This is a genomic window from Thiomicrospira sp. (genome assembly GCF_014859555.1).
Taxonomy (GTDB): domain Bacteria; phylum Pseudomonadota; class Gammaproteobacteria; order Thiomicrospirales; family Thiomicrospiraceae; genus Thiomicrospira.
In genome coordinates, this window is sequence record NZ_JACUTY010000014.1 from 1 (window position 1) to 15,981 (window position 15,981).

A 15,981-nucleotide genomic window follows, 5' to 3' on the forward strand; every position below is an offset into this window, starting at 1 on the left:
AACACCAAGCCAAAATCGCGGCACTCGATTTCTGGCAAACGGTCATTGACCACCCTCAGATTTCAGAAAGTTTTAAAAACCTCGCCACTCTGCTTTACCAACAACTTAAAAATTAACACCACCAACCACCAGGCCTGGTGCTGGGCTGGACAACAATAATCGGGCTTAGTCTTTGGCTAACTGATCGCGGAACACCTGCTCGAACATCGGCACCAGATATTTATTGCCGTATTCGCTGAGGTGGTCATCGTCGTAATACAAGGGGCGACCGTTGCGAGAACCGTAACAATATTTCTCATCACACAAATACGGCAATGGGTCGAGGATTTTTACCCCGCACTGTTCCGCCGCTTGGTCTTGCGCCTCCCACACCAATTTATGGCGCTCATGATATTCTTCAAGGGTGATTTTGATATCGTCTTTAATGCCAAACATTAAATTTCGTGCCAACGTCTTTGGAACATGAATACCCATTTCGGGAACCGGGCGAACTAAATAAACCGATCTTTGACCAGAGAGCATGCAAGCCGTTTTAACCATTGAATTCCGAAACTGCTCCTGAAACAAAGAATCGTCGCCAAATTTTATTTCCTTATCAAAAAATATCCTTGTCCGCCCTTGTAGCTCAACTGGTTCTTCATTACCGTTTAGAACTGCTCTTGTTAACCTACTAAACAATATTACAGGTTTAAAGTCATTTCTGATTTCTAGTTTTGAAAATACTTGTTCGTTAAATTCGTAGCACCCTTGATTTGTCTCAAATGAATTAAACTTTGCATTTTTTAGAGTTGGACAAGCTGCTTTTGCCCAGTACATCACGCTATATTGAAGTCTCTTTGCCGCTTCAGCGACCCCAGAAAAAGCACTATCAGCATGTGAGTCGCCAACAAGATAAGCACCAACAACTATTGAACTAGACTGGCAATCAATCGGCTCATTAGTTTTACTTGAAACAGAGTAGCATTCAGTCTGCATGGGATTTTTATTATTCGCCTCAGCCGCCGCAATTTCTACCGCTGGTGGCAAACGATTATCAAAAGTAAATAATCGCACACTCACCGCTGCCAAGCCAATCACCAGGCCTGCTAGGGTTATGGCAAAGATTTCTTTGCGCAAGCTGGAGGCGGAGAGATAAGAGCGGGTGGGTACTTCGACCAGGTGGTAGGACAGATGCGCCAATACTAAACTCAATACAATGGCGCCACTGACCCACAACCAGTCGTTTTGCAGGCCTGCAAAATACAGCGCGACCACCAACGGCCAGTGCCATAAATATAATGAATAAGAACGATCACCCAACCATTGCGCCAGCGGATTCACCGTGAATTTAGCTTGGCTTTGATTGGCGAGAATAATCAACACCGTGCCCAGCACCGGCAACAGTGCCCAGCCTGACGGCCATGCGTAGGTGCTGTCTAATAAAACAAACGCAATAACCCAAAGTGCAAAGCCACTCCAAAGCATGGGTTTGGCAAAACGCTGTAGCGCAACCACTTCACGCCCAATTAAAAACGCCAAACCACCGGCGGCCAATTCCCAACCACGAGTCGGCAATAAATAAAACGCCGCTGTGGGTTGCCAGCTACTCGCCACAATACTCAACGCCAACGAAGCGACAAACACCAGCCCTAAACCCCAAAACAGGGTTTTAAGTTGCGGTTTAATTTTCCAAAGAATGATTAAAAAGATCGGGAACAGCAGATAAAACTGCGCTTCGACCGCGAGTGACCAAGTATGCAATAACCATTTTTCGTGCGCGGCGGCATCAAAATAACCGGTTGAACGCCAAAAATGAATATTCGATAAAAAGCCAAGCGAATACGCCGACTGTGAACCCAGCGCTTGATAATCCGGTGTTGGCAGAAAAAACCAACCCAAAGCCAAAAGCACCGTTATCACCACCATGAGCGCCGGCAAAATGCGCCTTGCGCGCGCCATATAAAACTTCCAAATCGAGAAGTTTCCGCGCTCCAGCCCTTTAACAATAATCGCGGTCATTAAAAAACCGGAAATCACGAAGAAAATATCCACCCCAAAAAACCCAGCCCCCAGGCCTGGTAGTTGAAAGTGGAATAACAACACGGCGACAACCGCCCAAGCGCGTAGGCCGTTAATGTCTTCGCGATAAGCAACGGGGGAAGGTAAATGCTGCATACTACTTAGGCCTTGAAAATAAAACCCGAAGTTTAACAAAAAAGTAACCGATAGTTACTTTTAAAAACAACTTTTAGTTACCGAATTTTTATACAAAAGGTAACTTCAGTTGCATGAAAAAAGACTCCGAACTATTTAGTCAACGCTTAACAGAAGCCATGAAAGAGGGGGGTTATCAACCCCGTCCTGTGGTTTTAGAGCGCGAGTTTAACCAGCGATATTGGGGACGACCTGTTTCCGTGCAAGCCATCAGAAAATGGTTAATGGGCGAAGTCATTCCCACGCAAGATAAACTTCAAGTTCTCGCTGAATGGTTAAATGTCGATCCGCATTGGCTAAGGTTTGGTGAGAAGTTGTCGGGGTCGGTGCAACAACAGCGCAAACGCTGGGATGCGAATATGACGCCACAAGAACGCCAGGTTGTGGAAAGCTTTATGAGCCTGCCGCCGGAAAAGCGCAAAATCGTTGGCGAAATCGTGTTCGCGTTTGCGCATTCAACCGCCAAACCTTGACTTATGACAAAGATTGCCATACTGTAAGATGGTGAATTTTATTGGAGAAGATGATGGCGACCATGAATATTTCCCTACCAGATCAAATGAAAAGCTGGGTTGAAGAGTCGGTTCAGTCAGGGCTTTATGCCAATGCATCAGATTATGTACGTGATTTGATTCGCCAGGATCATCAAAAAATGGCCGCGTTACGCCAAGCCTTAATCGAAGGTGAAAACTCTGGTGCAGCAAGTGAATTTGATTTGGAGGCGTTTATCCAAGCCAAAAAACAAACCGCCCAATGAAGATTGAGCTTTCACCCAAGGCGCAGGAGGATTTAAGCGATATTTGGGATTATACCAATCAACAATGGGGTACAGCGCAAGCTGAAATTTATGTTCGCAACATTTGGCACGCCATTGAAAGTTTGAAATGCAGTTATAACCCTTCACAAAATATCGATTTTGTTCGAGCCGATTATTACAAAATACAATCGGGTTCCCACGTCATCTTCTTTAAACAGGCTTCAGAAACACTCACTGTTATTCGTATTCTTCATCAGCAAATGGATATAACGAAACACCTCCCCTAAATCGTAGATTCCATCTCTAAAACTTAAACCACCAGGCCTGGTGCTTGACAATTTTGCCGAGCAAGTTTAATCTGCATGACATCTCTCGGGGTGCGTTTGTGTGTATTTTGTTTCGCGAACGCTGAGAAGGTCTTAGACCTAACCCGCTGAACTTGAACTGGTTAGAACCAGCGTAGGGAAGAGAATCATCTTAATCGGCGTGCTTTATTTCCATCCTTCGCCGTTTCTGAATGCCTCCGGTGCCTACGTGTTCTATGACCAGGCCTGGTGGTTGCAAATCCCCATCAATCCTGATCATTCAACACGACTCAACCGACTTTTCACGCTGTTTTTCTGCCTTTGAATTTAAACCACAGAGACACGAAGATTTTAAAAGCCCTCTCCCTTGATGGGAGAGGGTTGGGTGAGGGTGAGATGGTGCGACTAAAACAGCTCTCCCGCCCCCTAGCCCCCTCCCGCTAGGAGGGGGGACTAAAATGCCTTCGTGTCTCTGTGGTGAATCCATAACCGGAGAAAAACATGACACACAATATCAAACACACCGCCGCGCATAGTGAAATCACCCGCGAGCCGTTACCGGCTTCAAGCAAAACTTATATCAACGGCGAAATTCATCCTAACATTCGGGTGCCAATGCGTGCGATTGCGCTGACCAATGGCGAAACCTTGACGGTTTATGATACCTCCGGCCCTTATACCGATCCGGATGCCAAAATTGATTTAACCCAGGGGATCGAAGCGATTCGTAAAGACTGGATTGCGGCGCGTGGTGATGTTGAGGAATATGAAGGCCGCCAACTTAAGGCGGTGGATAACGGCTATAAACGTGAAAACGATGTGCCCGCCGAACTGTTAGCCGCCGAACAAGGTTTAAGACGCACTCCGCTGCGCGCCAAATCTGGCAAAAACGTGACCCAAATGCATTATGCACGCCAGGGCATTATTACGCCGGAAATGGAATTTATCGCAATCCGCGAAAACCAACGCCGCATGGATGTAATAGATGCGGAACGCGAAGCGCGTTTGGCTGGTGAAAACTTTGGTGCGAATTTGCCGGAACTGATTACACCCGAATTTGTGCGAGATGAAGTCGCGGCCGGGCGTGCGGTGATTCCGTGCAATATCAACCACCCAGAATCGGAACCGATGATTATTGGGCGCAACTTCCTAGTTAAAATTAACGCCAATATCGGCAACTCGGCGATTACATCATCTATTGCCGAAGAAGTCGAAAAAATGGTCTGGTCGACTCGCTGGGGCGGTGATACCGTGATGGATTTATCCACCGGCAAAAACATTCACGCCACGCGCGATTGGATTATCCGCAACGCCCCCGTACCCATCGGTACCGTGCCTTTGTATCAAGCGTTAGAAAAGGTGAATGGCGTGGCCGAAGACCTAACCTGGGAAGTTTATCGCGACACCTTGATTGAACAGGCTGAACAAGGCGTGGACTATTTCACGATTCACGCCGGCGTGTTGTTGCGTTATGTGCCGATGACCGCTAAACGTGTCACTGGCATTGTATCGCGCGGCGGTTCGATTATGGCGAAATGGTGTTTGGCGCATCATAAAGAAAACTTTCTTTATACCCACTTTGAAGACATCTGCCAAATTATGAAAGCTTACGACGTGAGTTTTTCGCTGGGTGATGGTTTACGTCCGGGTTCGATTGCGGATGCGAATGATGAAGCCCAATTATCAGAACTGCAAACCCTGGGTGAACTCACCAAAATTGCCTGGAAACACGATGTGCAAACCATTATCGAAGGCCCCGGTCATGTGCCGATGCATAAAATTAAAGAGAATATGGATTTGCAACTCAAGCTGTGTCACGAAGCACCGTTTTATACGCTTGGCCCATTGACCACCGATATTGCACCAGGTTACGACCATATCACCTCGGCAATTGGCGCGGCGATGATCGGTTGGTACGGCACCGCGATGCTGTGTTATGTCACACCCAAAGAACATTTAGGCTTGCCAAACCGTGAAGATGTAAAAGAAGGTTTGATGGCCTATAAAATTGCCGCCCATGCCGCCGATGTCGCCAAAGGTCATCCAGGTGCACGTCAGCGTGATGACGAAATGAGCAAAGCACGCTTCGAATTCCGCTGGATGGATCAGTTTAATATCGGCCTCGATCCCGAGCGTGCCATGGCTTATCACGACGAAACCTTACCGCGTGATTCGGCCAAAGTGGCGCACTTTTGTTCGATGTGTGGGCCAAAATTCTGCTCGATGAAAATCAGCCAAGAAGTGCGTGATTATGCCGCTCAAATGGGCGTGGATGAAAAAGCCGCGTTAGAACAAGGCATGGCCGAACAAGCACAAACCTTTAAAGAACTCGGTAGCGAAATTTCGGTGCCAGTTGACCAGCTTAACAACCACAAGAAAAAGCAGGCTTAAACCATGAACGATTTGTCCGCCGTTAAAAACGTGGGCATCGCGGGAGCAGGCCTGGTGGGTCGCGTGCTGGCGTTAAATTTGATTCGACGCGGCATTCAAGTGACTTTATTTGAACGTGATTCATCTGGCTCTGCGCCCAATGCCGCCGGTTATACCGCCGCCGGTATGCTTTCGCCTTATGCCGAGTTGGAGTTGATGGATGCCGAGTTATTTCAACTCGGCGTGCGCTCGATTGAACTTTGGCCAGGCCTAGTGGATTGGATGGCGGAACAAGGCTGTGCGGTGGATTTTCAACATCGTGGCAGTTTGGTGTTAGCGCATCATAATGACCGCGCCGACTTGCAACACTTTATGCGTCAATTGATGGATAAATTGCCCAGCGGTTATCAGGTTGAACAACTAAACAACACACGTTTAACTGAGCTAGAACCCGAATTAATGCATCACCACCAGGCCTGGTGGTTGCCAAATGAAGGTCAGGTAGATTCAACCCAGTTTTTTCAGCAAAGCGAACGCCTGCTGAAAAACCATGTGTTAGTGGAGTGGTGCGAAAACACCGAGGTGAAGCAACTGTCGTCTCGCCAAATGAATGGCCAAGTTTTTGACTGGGTGTTCGATTGCCGAGGCTTAGGTGCCAAGCCAGATATTAAAGATTTACGCGGTGTACGGGGTGAGGTGTTTTGGTTAGATGCGCCCGAAGTAAAACTCACGCGGCCGGTACGTTTAATGCACCCGCGTTATCGTATTTATATTGTGCCGCGCGCGAATGGACGTTATGTGATTGGTGCGAGTGAAATCGAAAGTGAAGACCGCAGCCCGATGTCGGTGCGCTCCAGCTTGGAATTATTGTCGGCGGCTTACAGTGTTCATCCGGGGTTTGCTGAAGCACGCATCGTTAATCAACTCACCAATTGCCGCCCAGCCTTAGGTGATAATTTACCGCGCATTGAACAACTGGACGGTTTAACCCGCATCAATGGTTTATATCGCCACGGCTATTTATTCTCACCCGCGATAGTGGAAAAGGCCTTGGCTGATTTAAAGATTTAGTTGAACCACGAAGACACGAAGAACACGAAGAACACGAAGGTTTTAGCCTAGTAGGTCTGATTAGGCTGCAAGCCGTAATCTGACAGCCAGCCGTTGTCGGTTTACGCTAGGCTAAACCGACCTACTCCATGCTGACATTGCAAAGCGGTTGATTTATTTGAGAACCACAAAGACAGGTGAAATATGATTTTACTGATTAACGATAAACCTACAGAAACCAAGGCTCAGACTTTAGCAGGCCTGGTGGTTGAGTTGAATATTGAAGGCGCCTTTGCGTTGGCGTTAAATCAAAACTTTGTACCCAAAAGCCAATACGCCAACACACTTATAAATGAAAACGACCGCATAGAAATCGTCGCCCCCATGCAAGGCGGCTGATTTGGTTTTAAACACAGTATACAAAGTAGGTCAGATTAGGCTGCAAGCCGTAATCTGACAATCATGCGTCAAGAGCATGTTGGATTACGGTCTTCGACCTAATCCAACCTACAAATATTCTGTGTCTTCGTGTCTCAGTGGTGAATAAAAACAGGATAAAACCATGACAACAAACAACCAGGCCTGGTTACTTGCGGATAAACAAATAAACAGCCGATTATTAATCGGTTCGGCCTTGTATCCGTCACCCGATATTATGCGCCAAGCCATTCAAGCCAGCGCTAGCCAAGTGGTGACGGTCTCAATTCGTCGACAGAATTCGGGCGATCAAAGCGGTCAGGCTTTTTGGCAGATTATCCAATCACTCGGTTGTCATATTTTGCCCAATACCGCCGGTTGTCGAAACGCGCAAGAAGCCATTACCACTGCGCAAATGGCACGTGAGATTTTCGGCACCCACTGGATTAAGCTCGAAGTCATCGGTGACGATTACACGCTACAACCGGATCCATTTGATTTGGTAAAAGCCGCACAGGTGTTAATTGAAGATGGCTTTGAAGTGTTCCCTTACGCCAGTGATGATCTGGTTTTGTGTCAGCGATTAGTTGATGTCGGTTGCCGTATTGTGATGCCTTGGGCGTCACCGATTGGTTCGGGCAAAGGTATTATGAACCCTTACAATATGGAATTGATTCGCCAACGCCTGCCCAACACCACCCTGATTGTAGATGCCGGCATCGGCAAACCGTCACACGCGACACAAGCGTTAGAAATGGGCTTTGATGGGGTTTTGCTTAATTCTGCCGTCGCTCTTGCGGATGATCCTGTGAAAATGGCGACTGCATTTAAACACGCCATCGAAGCTGGTCGTTTTGGTTATGAAGCCGGCACCATGCCGCAACGAGACTTCGCCAGCGCCTCCACCCCCGTTTTAGGCACGCCTTTTTGGCATCAAAATCATTGAATGAGTTGGGAATTCATGGTCTTGAAGATGACGAAGTGGTGATTAATCAAGTGAGATTTTACGGCTCGATTTGGGAAGCCCACAACTTAGGCCGTTAGGCTGTGAGTGTTTACGTGAAACGCTGGATCAGCAACCTAATATTAAGCTGAGCTACAAACCGTTTAACGGCGTGCATTTTTATAACAGTGCCTATGTTAAATGTAATGAAAATTTACTCGCATTTCCACCCGTTATTGACTGGGCTAAATTATGAAGCAACCGATTATTCTCAGCATTGCCGGCTCTGACACTTTAGCTGGGGCCGGTCTTCAAGCCGACTTAAAAACCATTCATGCCCTCGGCGGCTATGCGGTCACGGTGACCACCGCGATTACGGCGCAGAATTTTGCGGGTGTACAAGCAGTTTACCCCTTGCCGTCCGATCAGGTAGCGGCGCAATTAGACAGTTTGTTATCCAATGTTCAGATTGATGCCATTAAAATTGGTCAACTGGCGAGTGCTAAAATTATTCAGGTGCTTAGCCAATCACTGCAAGGCCTGCATTGCCCGATTGTGCTAGACCCGGTTTTAGTCAGTTCTAGTGGTCAAGCTTTATTATCCGAATCGGCACATTCAACCCTGATTAAACAGCTACTTCCGTTAGCCAGCATCATTACCCCCAATATCCCCGAGGTGAATACCTTGCTCGGCACGGATTTTAAAGGGCTGGCCAATCAAATGGCCGATATTGGGCGTGCTTTTTTTGCCCTGGGTGTGCAAGCGGTATTGGTTAAAGGCGGCCACAGTTTGGATGATCAGGCGGTCGATTATTTGTTACTACCCAATCAAGCGCCGCAAGCTTTTTCATCGCCTCGTATCGCAAATTTGCATGTAAAAGGCACTGGTTGTGCTTTGTCTTCTGCGCTCGCTTTTTATCTTTCACAAGGTAATAGTTTAGAGAAAGCCGTCGAGCAAGCAAAGGCATTTTTATTTCAACATTTAGCCCAGGCACACTTTGCACAACTCAACCAACCTGTTGATTCGCCTCGTTTAATTAACCCTTCTTTATCGGGTTAATGCCTTGCTTGTTTTAATTAAGGTTTAGTGACACAATCCATAAGCCTATTCGAAAAAATAAGGAGCAGATTATGGCGAGCATTACCCTCAAAGGCCAACCGATCAAAACGCTTGGCGACTTACCTGCAACGGGCACTCTTGCCCCAAATTTCACCCTCACAAAATCCGATTTAAGCGACACCAATCTTGCCGATTTTGCTGGCAAAAAGCTGGTTCTTAATATTTTCCCTAGTATTGATACCGGTGTATGTGCAGCCTCAGTTCGCCGTTTTAATGAACTTGCCTCCAAAGTTAAGGATGTGAATGTATTATGTATTTCGGCGGATCTACCCTTTGCCCAACAACGTTTTTGTGGTGCTGAAGGTTTAGAGCAGGTTATTAACCTGTCGAGTTTTCGTCATGCCACCTTTGGTGAAAGCTATGGCTTAACTATTAGCACGGGGCCATTACAAGGTTTATTGTCGCGTGCGGTGGTGATTGTGGATGCCAACGGCCAGGTTTGTTATACCGAACAAGTACCAGAAATTGCCCAAGAACCGGATTACGACGCCGCACTAGATGCATTAAAACGCTGTTAAGTCATATCAACCTAACAACCAGGCCGGGTTGTTTCCCTATGGAAAAAGTATTTTTATATTCAAGGGATTATCATCCATATGAGAAATAGTTAGGATAATCATGACAACACAAGGAAGCGGCGTTTTATGTTAACAAATCAAGCAAATCAATACGGCGTCGTTCAGATTGCTCTGCATTGGTTAATTGCGCTGACAATATTCGGTTTGTTCGGCCTGGGTCTTTGGATGGTGGAGTTAACCTACTATAGTTCATGGTATCTAACCGCGCCAGATATACACCGCAGCATTGGTGTGATTGTGGTGAGTTTGATGATCTTACGTTTGTTATGGCGTTTGGCCAATCCAAAGGTTGTGCCACTTGCAACCCACAAAACCTGGGAACGAAAGCTGGCACATGTTACGCACGCTTTGATGTATGTGTTAATCCTGCTATTGGGTATTTCAGGTTATATGATTACCACCGCTAAAGGCCAAGCCTTGCAGGTATTTGATTGGTTTTCGATTCCAGCGATTTCGTTTGGCATCGAATATCAAGAAGACATTGCGGGTGACTTGCATGAGATCTTTGCTTGGAGTTTGATTGGGCTGGCCGTGTTACATATTGCTGGTGCATTAAAACACCACTTTGTGGTCCGGGATAACACGCTAAAACGCATGCTTCCATAACTATTTTTCTACTCAGGAGCGTAAAATGAAAACGTTTAAATATTTATTAGCTGGCTTATCTTTAGCCTTAGTTTTTCCGATCGCACAGGCTAAACCTGTTACTTATGATATTGATGTACCGGGTATGCATGCTTCGATCAACTTCAAAGTTAACCATTTAGGTTACAGCTGGTTAGTGGGTCGTTTTGACAAGTTTGAAGGTCATTTTGTACATGACGCCAAAAACCCAAAAAATGAAAAGGTTGAAGTTACGATTGATACACGTAGTGTGAATTCTAACCACGCCGAACGTGATAAACACTTACGCAGCGATGACTTTTTAAATGTAAGCAAACACCCAGAAGCCAAATTTGTCAGCACCAGCGTAACTAACCAAAAAGACGGCACTAAGCTTATCAAAGGTGACTTTACTTTAAATGGCGTAACCAAGCCGATTGAAATCGTTGCCAACAAGATGGGTGAAGGCGACGATCCATGGGGTGGTTACCGTGCGGGCTTTGAAGGCACCGCTGAAATTACGATGAAAGACTTTGGTTTTAAGATGGATTTAGGTCCAGCTTCAGCTAAAGCTTATCTTGATCTTCATGTAGAAGGCATCCGTCGTTAATTTATTTTGAACGAGCCATGATTTAAAGCCGGGGTTTGTCCCGGCTTTTTTGTAGCGTCACGTTAGGTTTAATTTATCGGCTATAATGAGGGGTTACTATTTACCGAAAAAGAGCTATATGAGCCAAGCGATTAAACAACTTCAGTTACGTTATCACAACACCGAAGATCGGATTTTACTCACGATTGCGACCCCCACTAATCAGGTTATGAAGGCTTGGATTACACGTCGTTATGTCAAAATTTTGTTGCCTGCGTTACAGGGTTTAAATCCAGAAACGCTTAAACCGATAGTCGAAATGACTGACAATTTATCGCGTGAAGACCTCAACTACAAATTGGAAAACCAATTTAACGAACCCGAAAACCCTCGATATCCACTGGGCGAAGATCCGATTATTTTGAATAGCCTACGATTTGTCAAACAAGATGTGCCGATGCCGCGCTTAGCATTGGAACCGAAAGGCGGATCGGGCATTTTATTGAACCTTTACCCGCCGTTTGTGCGTGCGTTACAAAGCCAATTAGCCAGCGCGATTATTAAAGCCGATTGGCAATTAGATTTAGATCCGATGGTGGGGTTTGCGAGTTCACATCGCTTACAGTAGCTGAAAAGGCGCGCTGTAGTTTAATATCAAACCTAACAAAACCACCAGGCCTACCCAGTGGTTATGTTTAAAGGCTTTAAAACAAAGGGCTCGATCACGGTCTTTAATCAGCCATTGGTGATACACAAACAAGACCGCTACCAAAATCAAACTGACATAATAAATCGCATTAAGATCAAACAGCTTAGCCATTACCAACAACATGCCTAGCATGAGTATTTGCAACAAACCGATAATCAGGCGATCATAATCACCAAATAGAATCGCGGTGGATTTAATGCCAACTTTTAAATCATCGGGTTTATCCGTCATGGCGTACATGGTGTCGTAAATTAATGTCCACAACAGTGTAATCGCAAACACCCACCAGGCCTGGTGGGGAACGGTATTTTGCACGGCGGCGAAACCCATTGGCACCGCCCAAGCAAACGCCAGCCCTAAAAACACTTGAGGCCAATGCGTAAATCGTTTGGTATAAGGATATAGCCCGGTCAAAAAAAGCGCCACAATCGCTAACATAATCGTGAGTGGATTAAGTAGCAAAACCAAACCAAACCCGACTAAACCCAACGCGGCAAATAATAATAACGCATCGCGTGGTTTAATTTCGCCGGTCGCCAAAGGGCGATCACAGGTTCGAGCCACGGCACCGTCCCAATGACGGTCGGCGTAATCATTAATCACACAGCCAGCTGATCGAACTACAATTGCGCCTAGGATAAAGACCAAAAGCACCAGGCCTGGTGGTGTGCCTTCCGCCGCCAGCCATAAAGCCCACAGCGCCGGCCACAGCACTAAATAAATACCCACCGGCTTATTAAGCCGCATTAAATTTATATAGAGTTTAATCTTCGAAAACATGGGCCCAGCCCTGTTGTTTAATCCACGCCACGCCTTTTGGGCTAGCGCTAATTTCGAAACTGACTTCGTTATAACGTTCACTGTGATTGAGTGTAATTTTCGCGTCGTCTTTTTGCCAGACGCTTTCAATCGTCCAGCCCATTAAGTGACTTTGACCGCCATCAAAACTGACCCTTTGCCAGCCTTCTTCAGCGAGCTTAGCATTTATAGCTTGATAGTCTTGTTCGGTCATCATAATTATTTTTTTACTGGCTTTTGCCAGCCCTTGAGGGTGAGTTGTTTGGCGCGGCTGAGGGTTAGTTCGTGCGCTGGGGCGGTTTTCGTAATAGTTGAACCCGCGCCGATGGTTGCACCATCTTCAATGGTTACCGGTGCAATCAACTGGCTATCCGACCCCACAAACACATTGTTGCCAATAATGGTTTTGTATTTATTTACCCCATCATAATTACAGGTAATGGTACCCGCGCCAATATTTACACCCGACCCCATTTCAGTATCCCCAACATAACTAAGATGGTTCACTTTTGAGCCCACACCAACCTGTGCATTTTTAAGTTCGACAAAGTTGCCAATATTCACCTTATCGGCCAAGCTTGTGCCGGGGCGAATGCGTGCATAAGGCCCGATATTACAATTTTCACCTAACTTAGCTGAATCTAGATGACTGAAAGGTTTGATAATGGTGCCAGCGGCAATATCCACATCCTTCAACACACAATAAGCCCCAACTTTAACACCATCAGCTAGCTTAACTCGGCCTTCGATAATGACACCCACATCCAGTTCCACATCCATCCCAACTTCAATCTGACCACGAATATCCAAGCGATTAGCATCCAATAAAGTCACGCCTTGTTCCATCAAGTTTTGGGCTTGTTGACGTTGCAATTGACGTTCTAAGTCTTGTAACTGAGCTTTGTTATTCACGCCCAATACTTCCATTTCATCAGCTGGCGAAGCGCTACGCACTTGAAATCCATCATCTACTGCCATTGCAATAATATCAGTTAGATAATATTCACCTTGCGCATTATTATTTTGTAAACGCGACAACCAGGCCTGCAATTGTTTACCTTGCACGGCCATAATGCCAGTGTTGACTTCGTTGATTTTTAGCTGCTCGGTATTCGCATCTTTTTGCTCAACTATCGCTGTTACACAATGATGTTTGTCACGCAAAATTCGTCCATAACCGGTTGGATCTTCTAAGTTAATGGTTAACAAAGCCAGCGGATGTTTGGCATCAAGTTGAGATAATAAATCTTGTAAGGTTTCGGGACGAGTTAAAGGCACATCACCATACAAAATTAATACACGATCCTCGTCATCAATACAAGGTAATGCTTGTTGTACCGCATGGCCCGTGCCGAGTTGCTCGGTTTGTTCAACCCAACGTATGGCAGGTGAATTAAAAACCTGTTTAACTTGGTCTGATCCATGTCCTACTACCAACGTAATTTTGGCAGGTTTAAGCTGGCTGGCACGATCTAACACATGACCTAATAAAGGTTTGGCTGCCAAAGGTTGAAGTACTTTTGGCCATTTCGAACGCATGCGTGTGCCTTTACCCGCTGCCAAGATAACAAGATTTAAATTCATTGATGCTGTCTCCTAAAAATCCTCAACATTCTAAAACTAGTATAAAACTCGTGAGTAAAATGTTCAGGACTTTTAGTTAATCAAGGTAATTAGTTATAAAAAAAGCGCCCGTAGGCGCTTTCATTTTTCGGGGGACTAAATTAAGCCATCCCAGTTTTTTCCAAACGATCACGTAGTTTCGTAATCGTTTGAATTTGGGCCACCGCTTCCGCTAAATCAATTTGCGCACGCGCAATATCAACATCAGTTTTCGCGTTGTCCATTGCTTCTACAGCACGTTGTTTTGCTTCCAGTGCTAGCGCTTCGTCTAAGTCTTTAGAACGCACACAGGTGTCGGCCAAAATGGTCACCACATGTGGCTGGACTTCAATTGTGCCACTGTTGACGTAGAATGCATCTTCTTCGTCACCACTTTTCACACGTACTTCGCCAGGTCTTAACTGACTCAAAAACTGGGTATGGAAAGGCAAAATACCTACCTCTCCATTGGCAGCCTGCGCGAAAAGCATATCGGCTTTTCCAGAGAAAATCTCACCTTCCGCACTTACGATATCTACTTGCATAGAGACTGCCATAACTTATTACCCCTTATATTTCTGTGCTTTCTCGATAACTTCATCGATCCCGCCACAGTACATGAATGCTTGCTCAGGCACGTCATCCATTTCACCGTTAAGAATCATTTTGAAACCACGGATAGTTTCAGCTAATGGTACGTAACGGCCATCTTCACCTGTAAACACTTTCGCAACGAAGTAAGGCTGAGAGAAGAAACGTTGCATCTTACGAGCACGCGCTACTAACGCACGGTCTTCTTCTGAAAGCTCATCCATCCCTAGGATAGCGATAATATCTTTTAGCTCTTTGTAACGCTGTAATGTTTGCTGTACACCGTTAGCTACTTGATAATGCTCAACACCAACAACTAAAGGATCTAGCTGGCGTGAAGTAGAATCAAGCGGATCGATGGCAGGATAAATACCTGTTTCAGCGATCGAACGGTTCAATACAACCGTTGCGTCCAAGTGAGCAAAAGTTGTAGCTGGTGACGGGTCAGTCAAGTCATCCGCAGGAACGTAAACGGCCTGGATAGACGTGATAGAACCGGTCTTGGTAGAGGTAATACGCTCTTGAACTTCACCCATTTCCTGAGCCAAAGTTGGCTGATAACCTACCGCAGAAGGCATACGACCCAATAGAGCCGATACTTCAGTACCCGCTAGGGTATAACGGTAAATGTTATCAACAAAGAACAATACGTCACGACCTTCATCACGGAAATATTCCGCCATGGTTAGACCGGTTAGGGCCACACGTAAACGGTTTCCGGGTGGCTCGTTCATCTGACCATAAACAAGGGCAACCTTGTCTAATACGCCAGATTCAGCCATTTCGTGATAGAAATCGTTACCTTCACGAGTACGCTCACCTACACCAGCAAATACTGAGAAGCCTGCGTGTTCCATCGCGATGTTACGAATCAATTCCATCATGTTTACGGTTTTACCAACACCGGCACCACCGAACAAACCAACTTTACCACCTTTTGCGAAAGGGCAAATCAAGTCGATAACTTTAACACCGGTTTCAAGAAGTTCTTGAGACGCGGCTAGTTCATCAAACTTAGGTGCTTTACGGTGAATACCCGCACGCTCCTCAGTGTCAACTGGGCCCGCGTTGTCAATTGTATTACCTAAAACGTCAAAGATACGTCCAAGTGTGGCTTTACCAACGGGTACAGAAATCGCTGCACCAGTATTAGTTACTTGCATACCACGCTTTAAACCATCAGATGAACCCATCGCGATGGCACGAACCACGCCATCACCAATTTGCTGCTGTACTTCTAGAGTAAGCGCAACGTCATCTACGATCAACGCATCATGAACTTTAGGTAACTCAGCACCACTAAACTCGACGTCGATAACCGGGCCGATAATTTGTACTATTTTTCCACTCATGATAT

The 15,981-nt window shown here is 46.0% G+C and carries 18 protein-coding genes and 1 riboswitch; of the genes, 12 read left to right on the forward strand and 6 right to left on the reverse strand.

The window, feature by feature from the left end:
- Positions 1-165: 165 nt before the first annotated feature.
- Complete coding sequence (locus IBX48_RS03955) at positions 166-2,154, reverse strand: acyltransferase family protein (RefSeq protein WP_296831005.1); 1,989 nt, start codon at positions 2,152-2,154, stop codon at positions 166-168.
- A gap of 113 nt (positions 2,155-2,267) precedes the next feature.
- Here IBX48_RS03955 and IBX48_RS03960 point away from each other — a divergent pair, with 113 nt between their 5' ends.
- The 12 genes from IBX48_RS03960 (at position 2,268) to IBX48_RS04015 (ending at position 11,552) form a co-directional block, all read left to right on the forward strand.
- A complete protein-coding gene (locus IBX48_RS03960) occupies positions 2,268-2,666 on the forward strand; it encodes a transcriptional regulator (protein WP_296831008.1) in 399 nt (132 codons plus the stop codon).
- 62 nt (positions 2,667-2,728) lie between these two features.
- Positions 2,729-2,950: a type II toxin-antitoxin system ParD family antitoxin gene (locus IBX48_RS03965; protein WP_296831010.1), complete on the forward strand. Its 222-nt coding sequence runs from the start codon at positions 2,729-2,731 to the stop codon at positions 2,948-2,950.
- Positions 2,947-3,237: a type II toxin-antitoxin system RelE/ParE family toxin gene (locus IBX48_RS03970; protein WP_296831012.1), complete on the forward strand. Its 291-nt coding sequence runs from the start codon at positions 2,947-2,949 to the stop codon at positions 3,235-3,237. The genes IBX48_RS03965 and IBX48_RS03970 overlap by 4 nt, the downstream gene beginning before the upstream one ends.
- A 76-nt stretch (positions 3,238-3,313) precedes the next feature.
- A riboswitch (TPP riboswitch) is annotated at positions 3,314-3,433 on the forward strand.
- Between the two features lie 323 nt (positions 3,434-3,756).
- Positions 3,757-5,646: a phosphomethylpyrimidine synthase ThiC gene (gene thiC / locus IBX48_RS03975; RefSeq protein ID WP_296831015.1), complete on the forward strand. Its 1,890-nt coding sequence runs from the start codon at positions 3,757-3,759 to the stop codon at positions 5,644-5,646.
- Positions 5,647-5,649: 3 nt separating this feature from the next.
- Positions 5,650-6,696 carry an FAD-dependent oxidoreductase gene (locus IBX48_RS03980; protein WP_296831017.1) on the forward strand — a complete coding sequence of 349 codons (1,047 nt, stop codon included), beginning with the start codon at positions 5,650-5,652 and terminating at the stop codon, positions 6,694-6,696.
- A 183-nt stretch (positions 6,697-6,879) separates the two neighbouring features.
- Positions 6,880-7,074, forward strand: a complete 195-nt coding sequence (thiS, locus tag IBX48_RS03985; RefSeq protein ID WP_296831019.1) for a sulfur carrier protein ThiS — start codon at positions 6,880-6,882, stop codon at positions 7,072-7,074.
- A 163-nt stretch (positions 7,075-7,237) separates the two neighbouring features.
- A complete protein-coding gene (locus IBX48_RS03990) occupies positions 7,238-8,038 on the forward strand; it encodes a thiazole synthase (protein ID WP_296831021.1) in 801 nt (266 codons plus the stop codon).
- Positions 8,039-8,287: 249 nt separating this feature from the next.
- Entirely contained in the window at positions 8,288-9,094 is an 807-nt protein-coding gene (gene thiD, locus IBX48_RS03995; protein ID WP_296831023.1) for a bifunctional hydroxymethylpyrimidine kinase/phosphomethylpyrimidine kinase, read from the forward strand.
- Positions 9,095-9,165: 71 nt separating this feature from the next.
- Positions 9,166-9,672, forward strand: coding sequence for a thiol peroxidase (gene tpx, locus IBX48_RS04000; protein WP_296831025.1), 507 nt, complete (start codon positions 9,166-9,168; stop codon positions 9,670-9,672).
- Between the two features lie 126 nt (positions 9,673-9,798).
- Complete coding sequence (locus tag IBX48_RS04005) at positions 9,799-10,338, forward strand: cytochrome b (protein WP_296831027.1); 540 nt, start codon at positions 9,799-9,801, stop codon at positions 10,336-10,338.
- Between the two features lie 25 nt (positions 10,339-10,363).
- Positions 10,364-10,945, forward strand: coding sequence for a YceI family protein (locus IBX48_RS04010; RefSeq protein WP_296831029.1), 582 nt, complete (start codon positions 10,364-10,366; stop codon positions 10,943-10,945).
- A gap of 118 nt (positions 10,946-11,063) precedes the next feature.
- Positions 11,064-11,552, forward strand: a complete 489-nt coding sequence (locus IBX48_RS04015) for a hypothetical protein (RefSeq protein ID WP_296831032.1) — start codon at positions 11,064-11,066, stop codon at positions 11,550-11,552.
- Here IBX48_RS04015 and ubiA read toward each other — a convergent pair.
- The 5 genes from ubiA to atpD all read right to left on the reverse strand — a co-directional run bounded on the left by ubiA (position 11,544) and on the right by atpD (position 15,979).
- Entirely contained in the window at positions 11,544-12,413 is an 870-nt protein-coding gene (gene ubiA / locus IBX48_RS04020) for a 4-hydroxybenzoate octaprenyltransferase (protein WP_296831034.1), read from the reverse strand. The two genes, IBX48_RS04015 and ubiA, sit on opposite strands and share 9 nt — an antisense overlap.
- Positions 12,397-12,648: a hypothetical protein gene (locus tag IBX48_RS04025; RefSeq protein ID WP_296831036.1), complete on the reverse strand. Its 252-nt coding sequence runs from the start codon at positions 12,646-12,648 to the stop codon at positions 12,397-12,399. Before IBX48_RS04025 ends, ubiA begins: the two co-directional genes overlap by 17 nt.
- A gap of 2 nt (positions 12,649-12,650) precedes the next feature.
- Positions 12,651-14,015, reverse strand: coding sequence for a bifunctional UDP-N-acetylglucosamine diphosphorylase/glucosamine-1-phosphate N-acetyltransferase GlmU (glmU, locus tag IBX48_RS04030; protein WP_296831038.1), 1,365 nt, complete (start codon positions 14,013-14,015; stop codon positions 12,651-12,653).
- 140 nt (positions 14,016-14,155) lie between these two features.
- Positions 14,156-14,590, reverse strand: a complete 435-nt coding sequence (locus IBX48_RS04035) for a F0F1 ATP synthase subunit epsilon (RefSeq protein ID WP_296831040.1) — start codon at positions 14,588-14,590, stop codon at positions 14,156-14,158.
- 6 nt (positions 14,591-14,596) lie between these two features.
- On the reverse strand, positions 14,597-15,979 hold the full coding sequence (gene atpD / locus IBX48_RS04040; protein ID WP_296831090.1) for a F0F1 ATP synthase subunit beta: 1,383 nt from the start codon (positions 15,977-15,979) through the stop codon (positions 14,597-14,599).
- Positions 15,980-15,981: the final 2 nt, after the last annotated feature.

Coding starts and splice junctions, on each gene's coding strand:
- IBX48_RS03990 (WP_296831021.1), top strand. CDS start 7,238: ATGACAACAAACAACCAGGCCTGGTTACTTGCGGATAAACAAATAAAC.
- IBX48_RS04015 (WP_296831032.1), top strand. CDS start 11,064: ATGAGCCAAGCGATTAAACAACTTCAGTTACGTTATCACAACACCGAA.
- ubiA (WP_296831034.1), bottom strand. CDS start 12,413: ATGTTTTCGAAGATTAAACTCTATATAAATTTAATGCGGCTTAATAAG.
- tpx (WP_296831025.1), top strand. CDS start 9,166: ATGGCGAGCATTACCCTCAAAGGCCAACCGATCAAAACGCTTGGCGAC.
- IBX48_RS04010 (WP_296831029.1), top strand. CDS start 10,364: ATGAAAACGTTTAAATATTTATTAGCTGGCTTATCTTTAGCCTTAGTT.
- thiD (WP_296831023.1), top strand. CDS start 8,288: ATGAAGCAACCGATTATTCTCAGCATTGCCGGCTCTGACACTTTAGCT.
- thiS (WP_296831019.1), top strand. CDS start 6,880: ATGATTTTACTGATTAACGATAAACCTACAGAAACCAAGGCTCAGACT.
- IBX48_RS03980 (WP_296831017.1), top strand. CDS start 5,650: ATGAACGATTTGTCCGCCGTTAAAAACGTGGGCATCGCGGGAGCAGGC.
- IBX48_RS03960 (WP_296831008.1), top strand. CDS start 2,268: ATGAAAAAAGACTCCGAACTATTTAGTCAACGCTTAACAGAAGCCATG.
- IBX48_RS03955 (WP_296831005.1), bottom strand. CDS start 2,154: ATGCAGCATTTACCTTCCCCCGTTGCTTATCGCGAAGACATTAACGGC.
- thiC (WP_296831015.1), top strand. CDS start 3,757: ATGACACACAATATCAAACACACCGCCGCGCATAGTGAAATCACCCGC.
- IBX48_RS04025 (WP_296831036.1), bottom strand. CDS start 12,648: ATGATGACCGAACAAGACTATCAAGCTATAAATGCTAAGCTCGCTGAA.
- IBX48_RS03965 (WP_296831010.1), top strand. CDS start 2,729: ATGAATATTTCCCTACCAGATCAAATGAAAAGCTGGGTTGAAGAGTCG.
- IBX48_RS04035 (WP_296831040.1), bottom strand. CDS start 14,590: ATGGCAGTCTCTATGCAAGTAGATATCGTAAGTGCGGAAGGTGAGATT.
- glmU (WP_296831038.1), bottom strand. CDS start 14,015: ATGAATTTAAATCTTGTTATCTTGGCAGCGGGTAAAGGCACACGCATG.
- IBX48_RS03970 (WP_296831012.1), top strand. CDS start 2,947: ATGAAGATTGAGCTTTCACCCAAGGCGCAGGAGGATTTAAGCGATATT.
- IBX48_RS04005 (WP_296831027.1), top strand. CDS start 9,799: ATGTTAACAAATCAAGCAAATCAATACGGCGTCGTTCAGATTGCTCTG.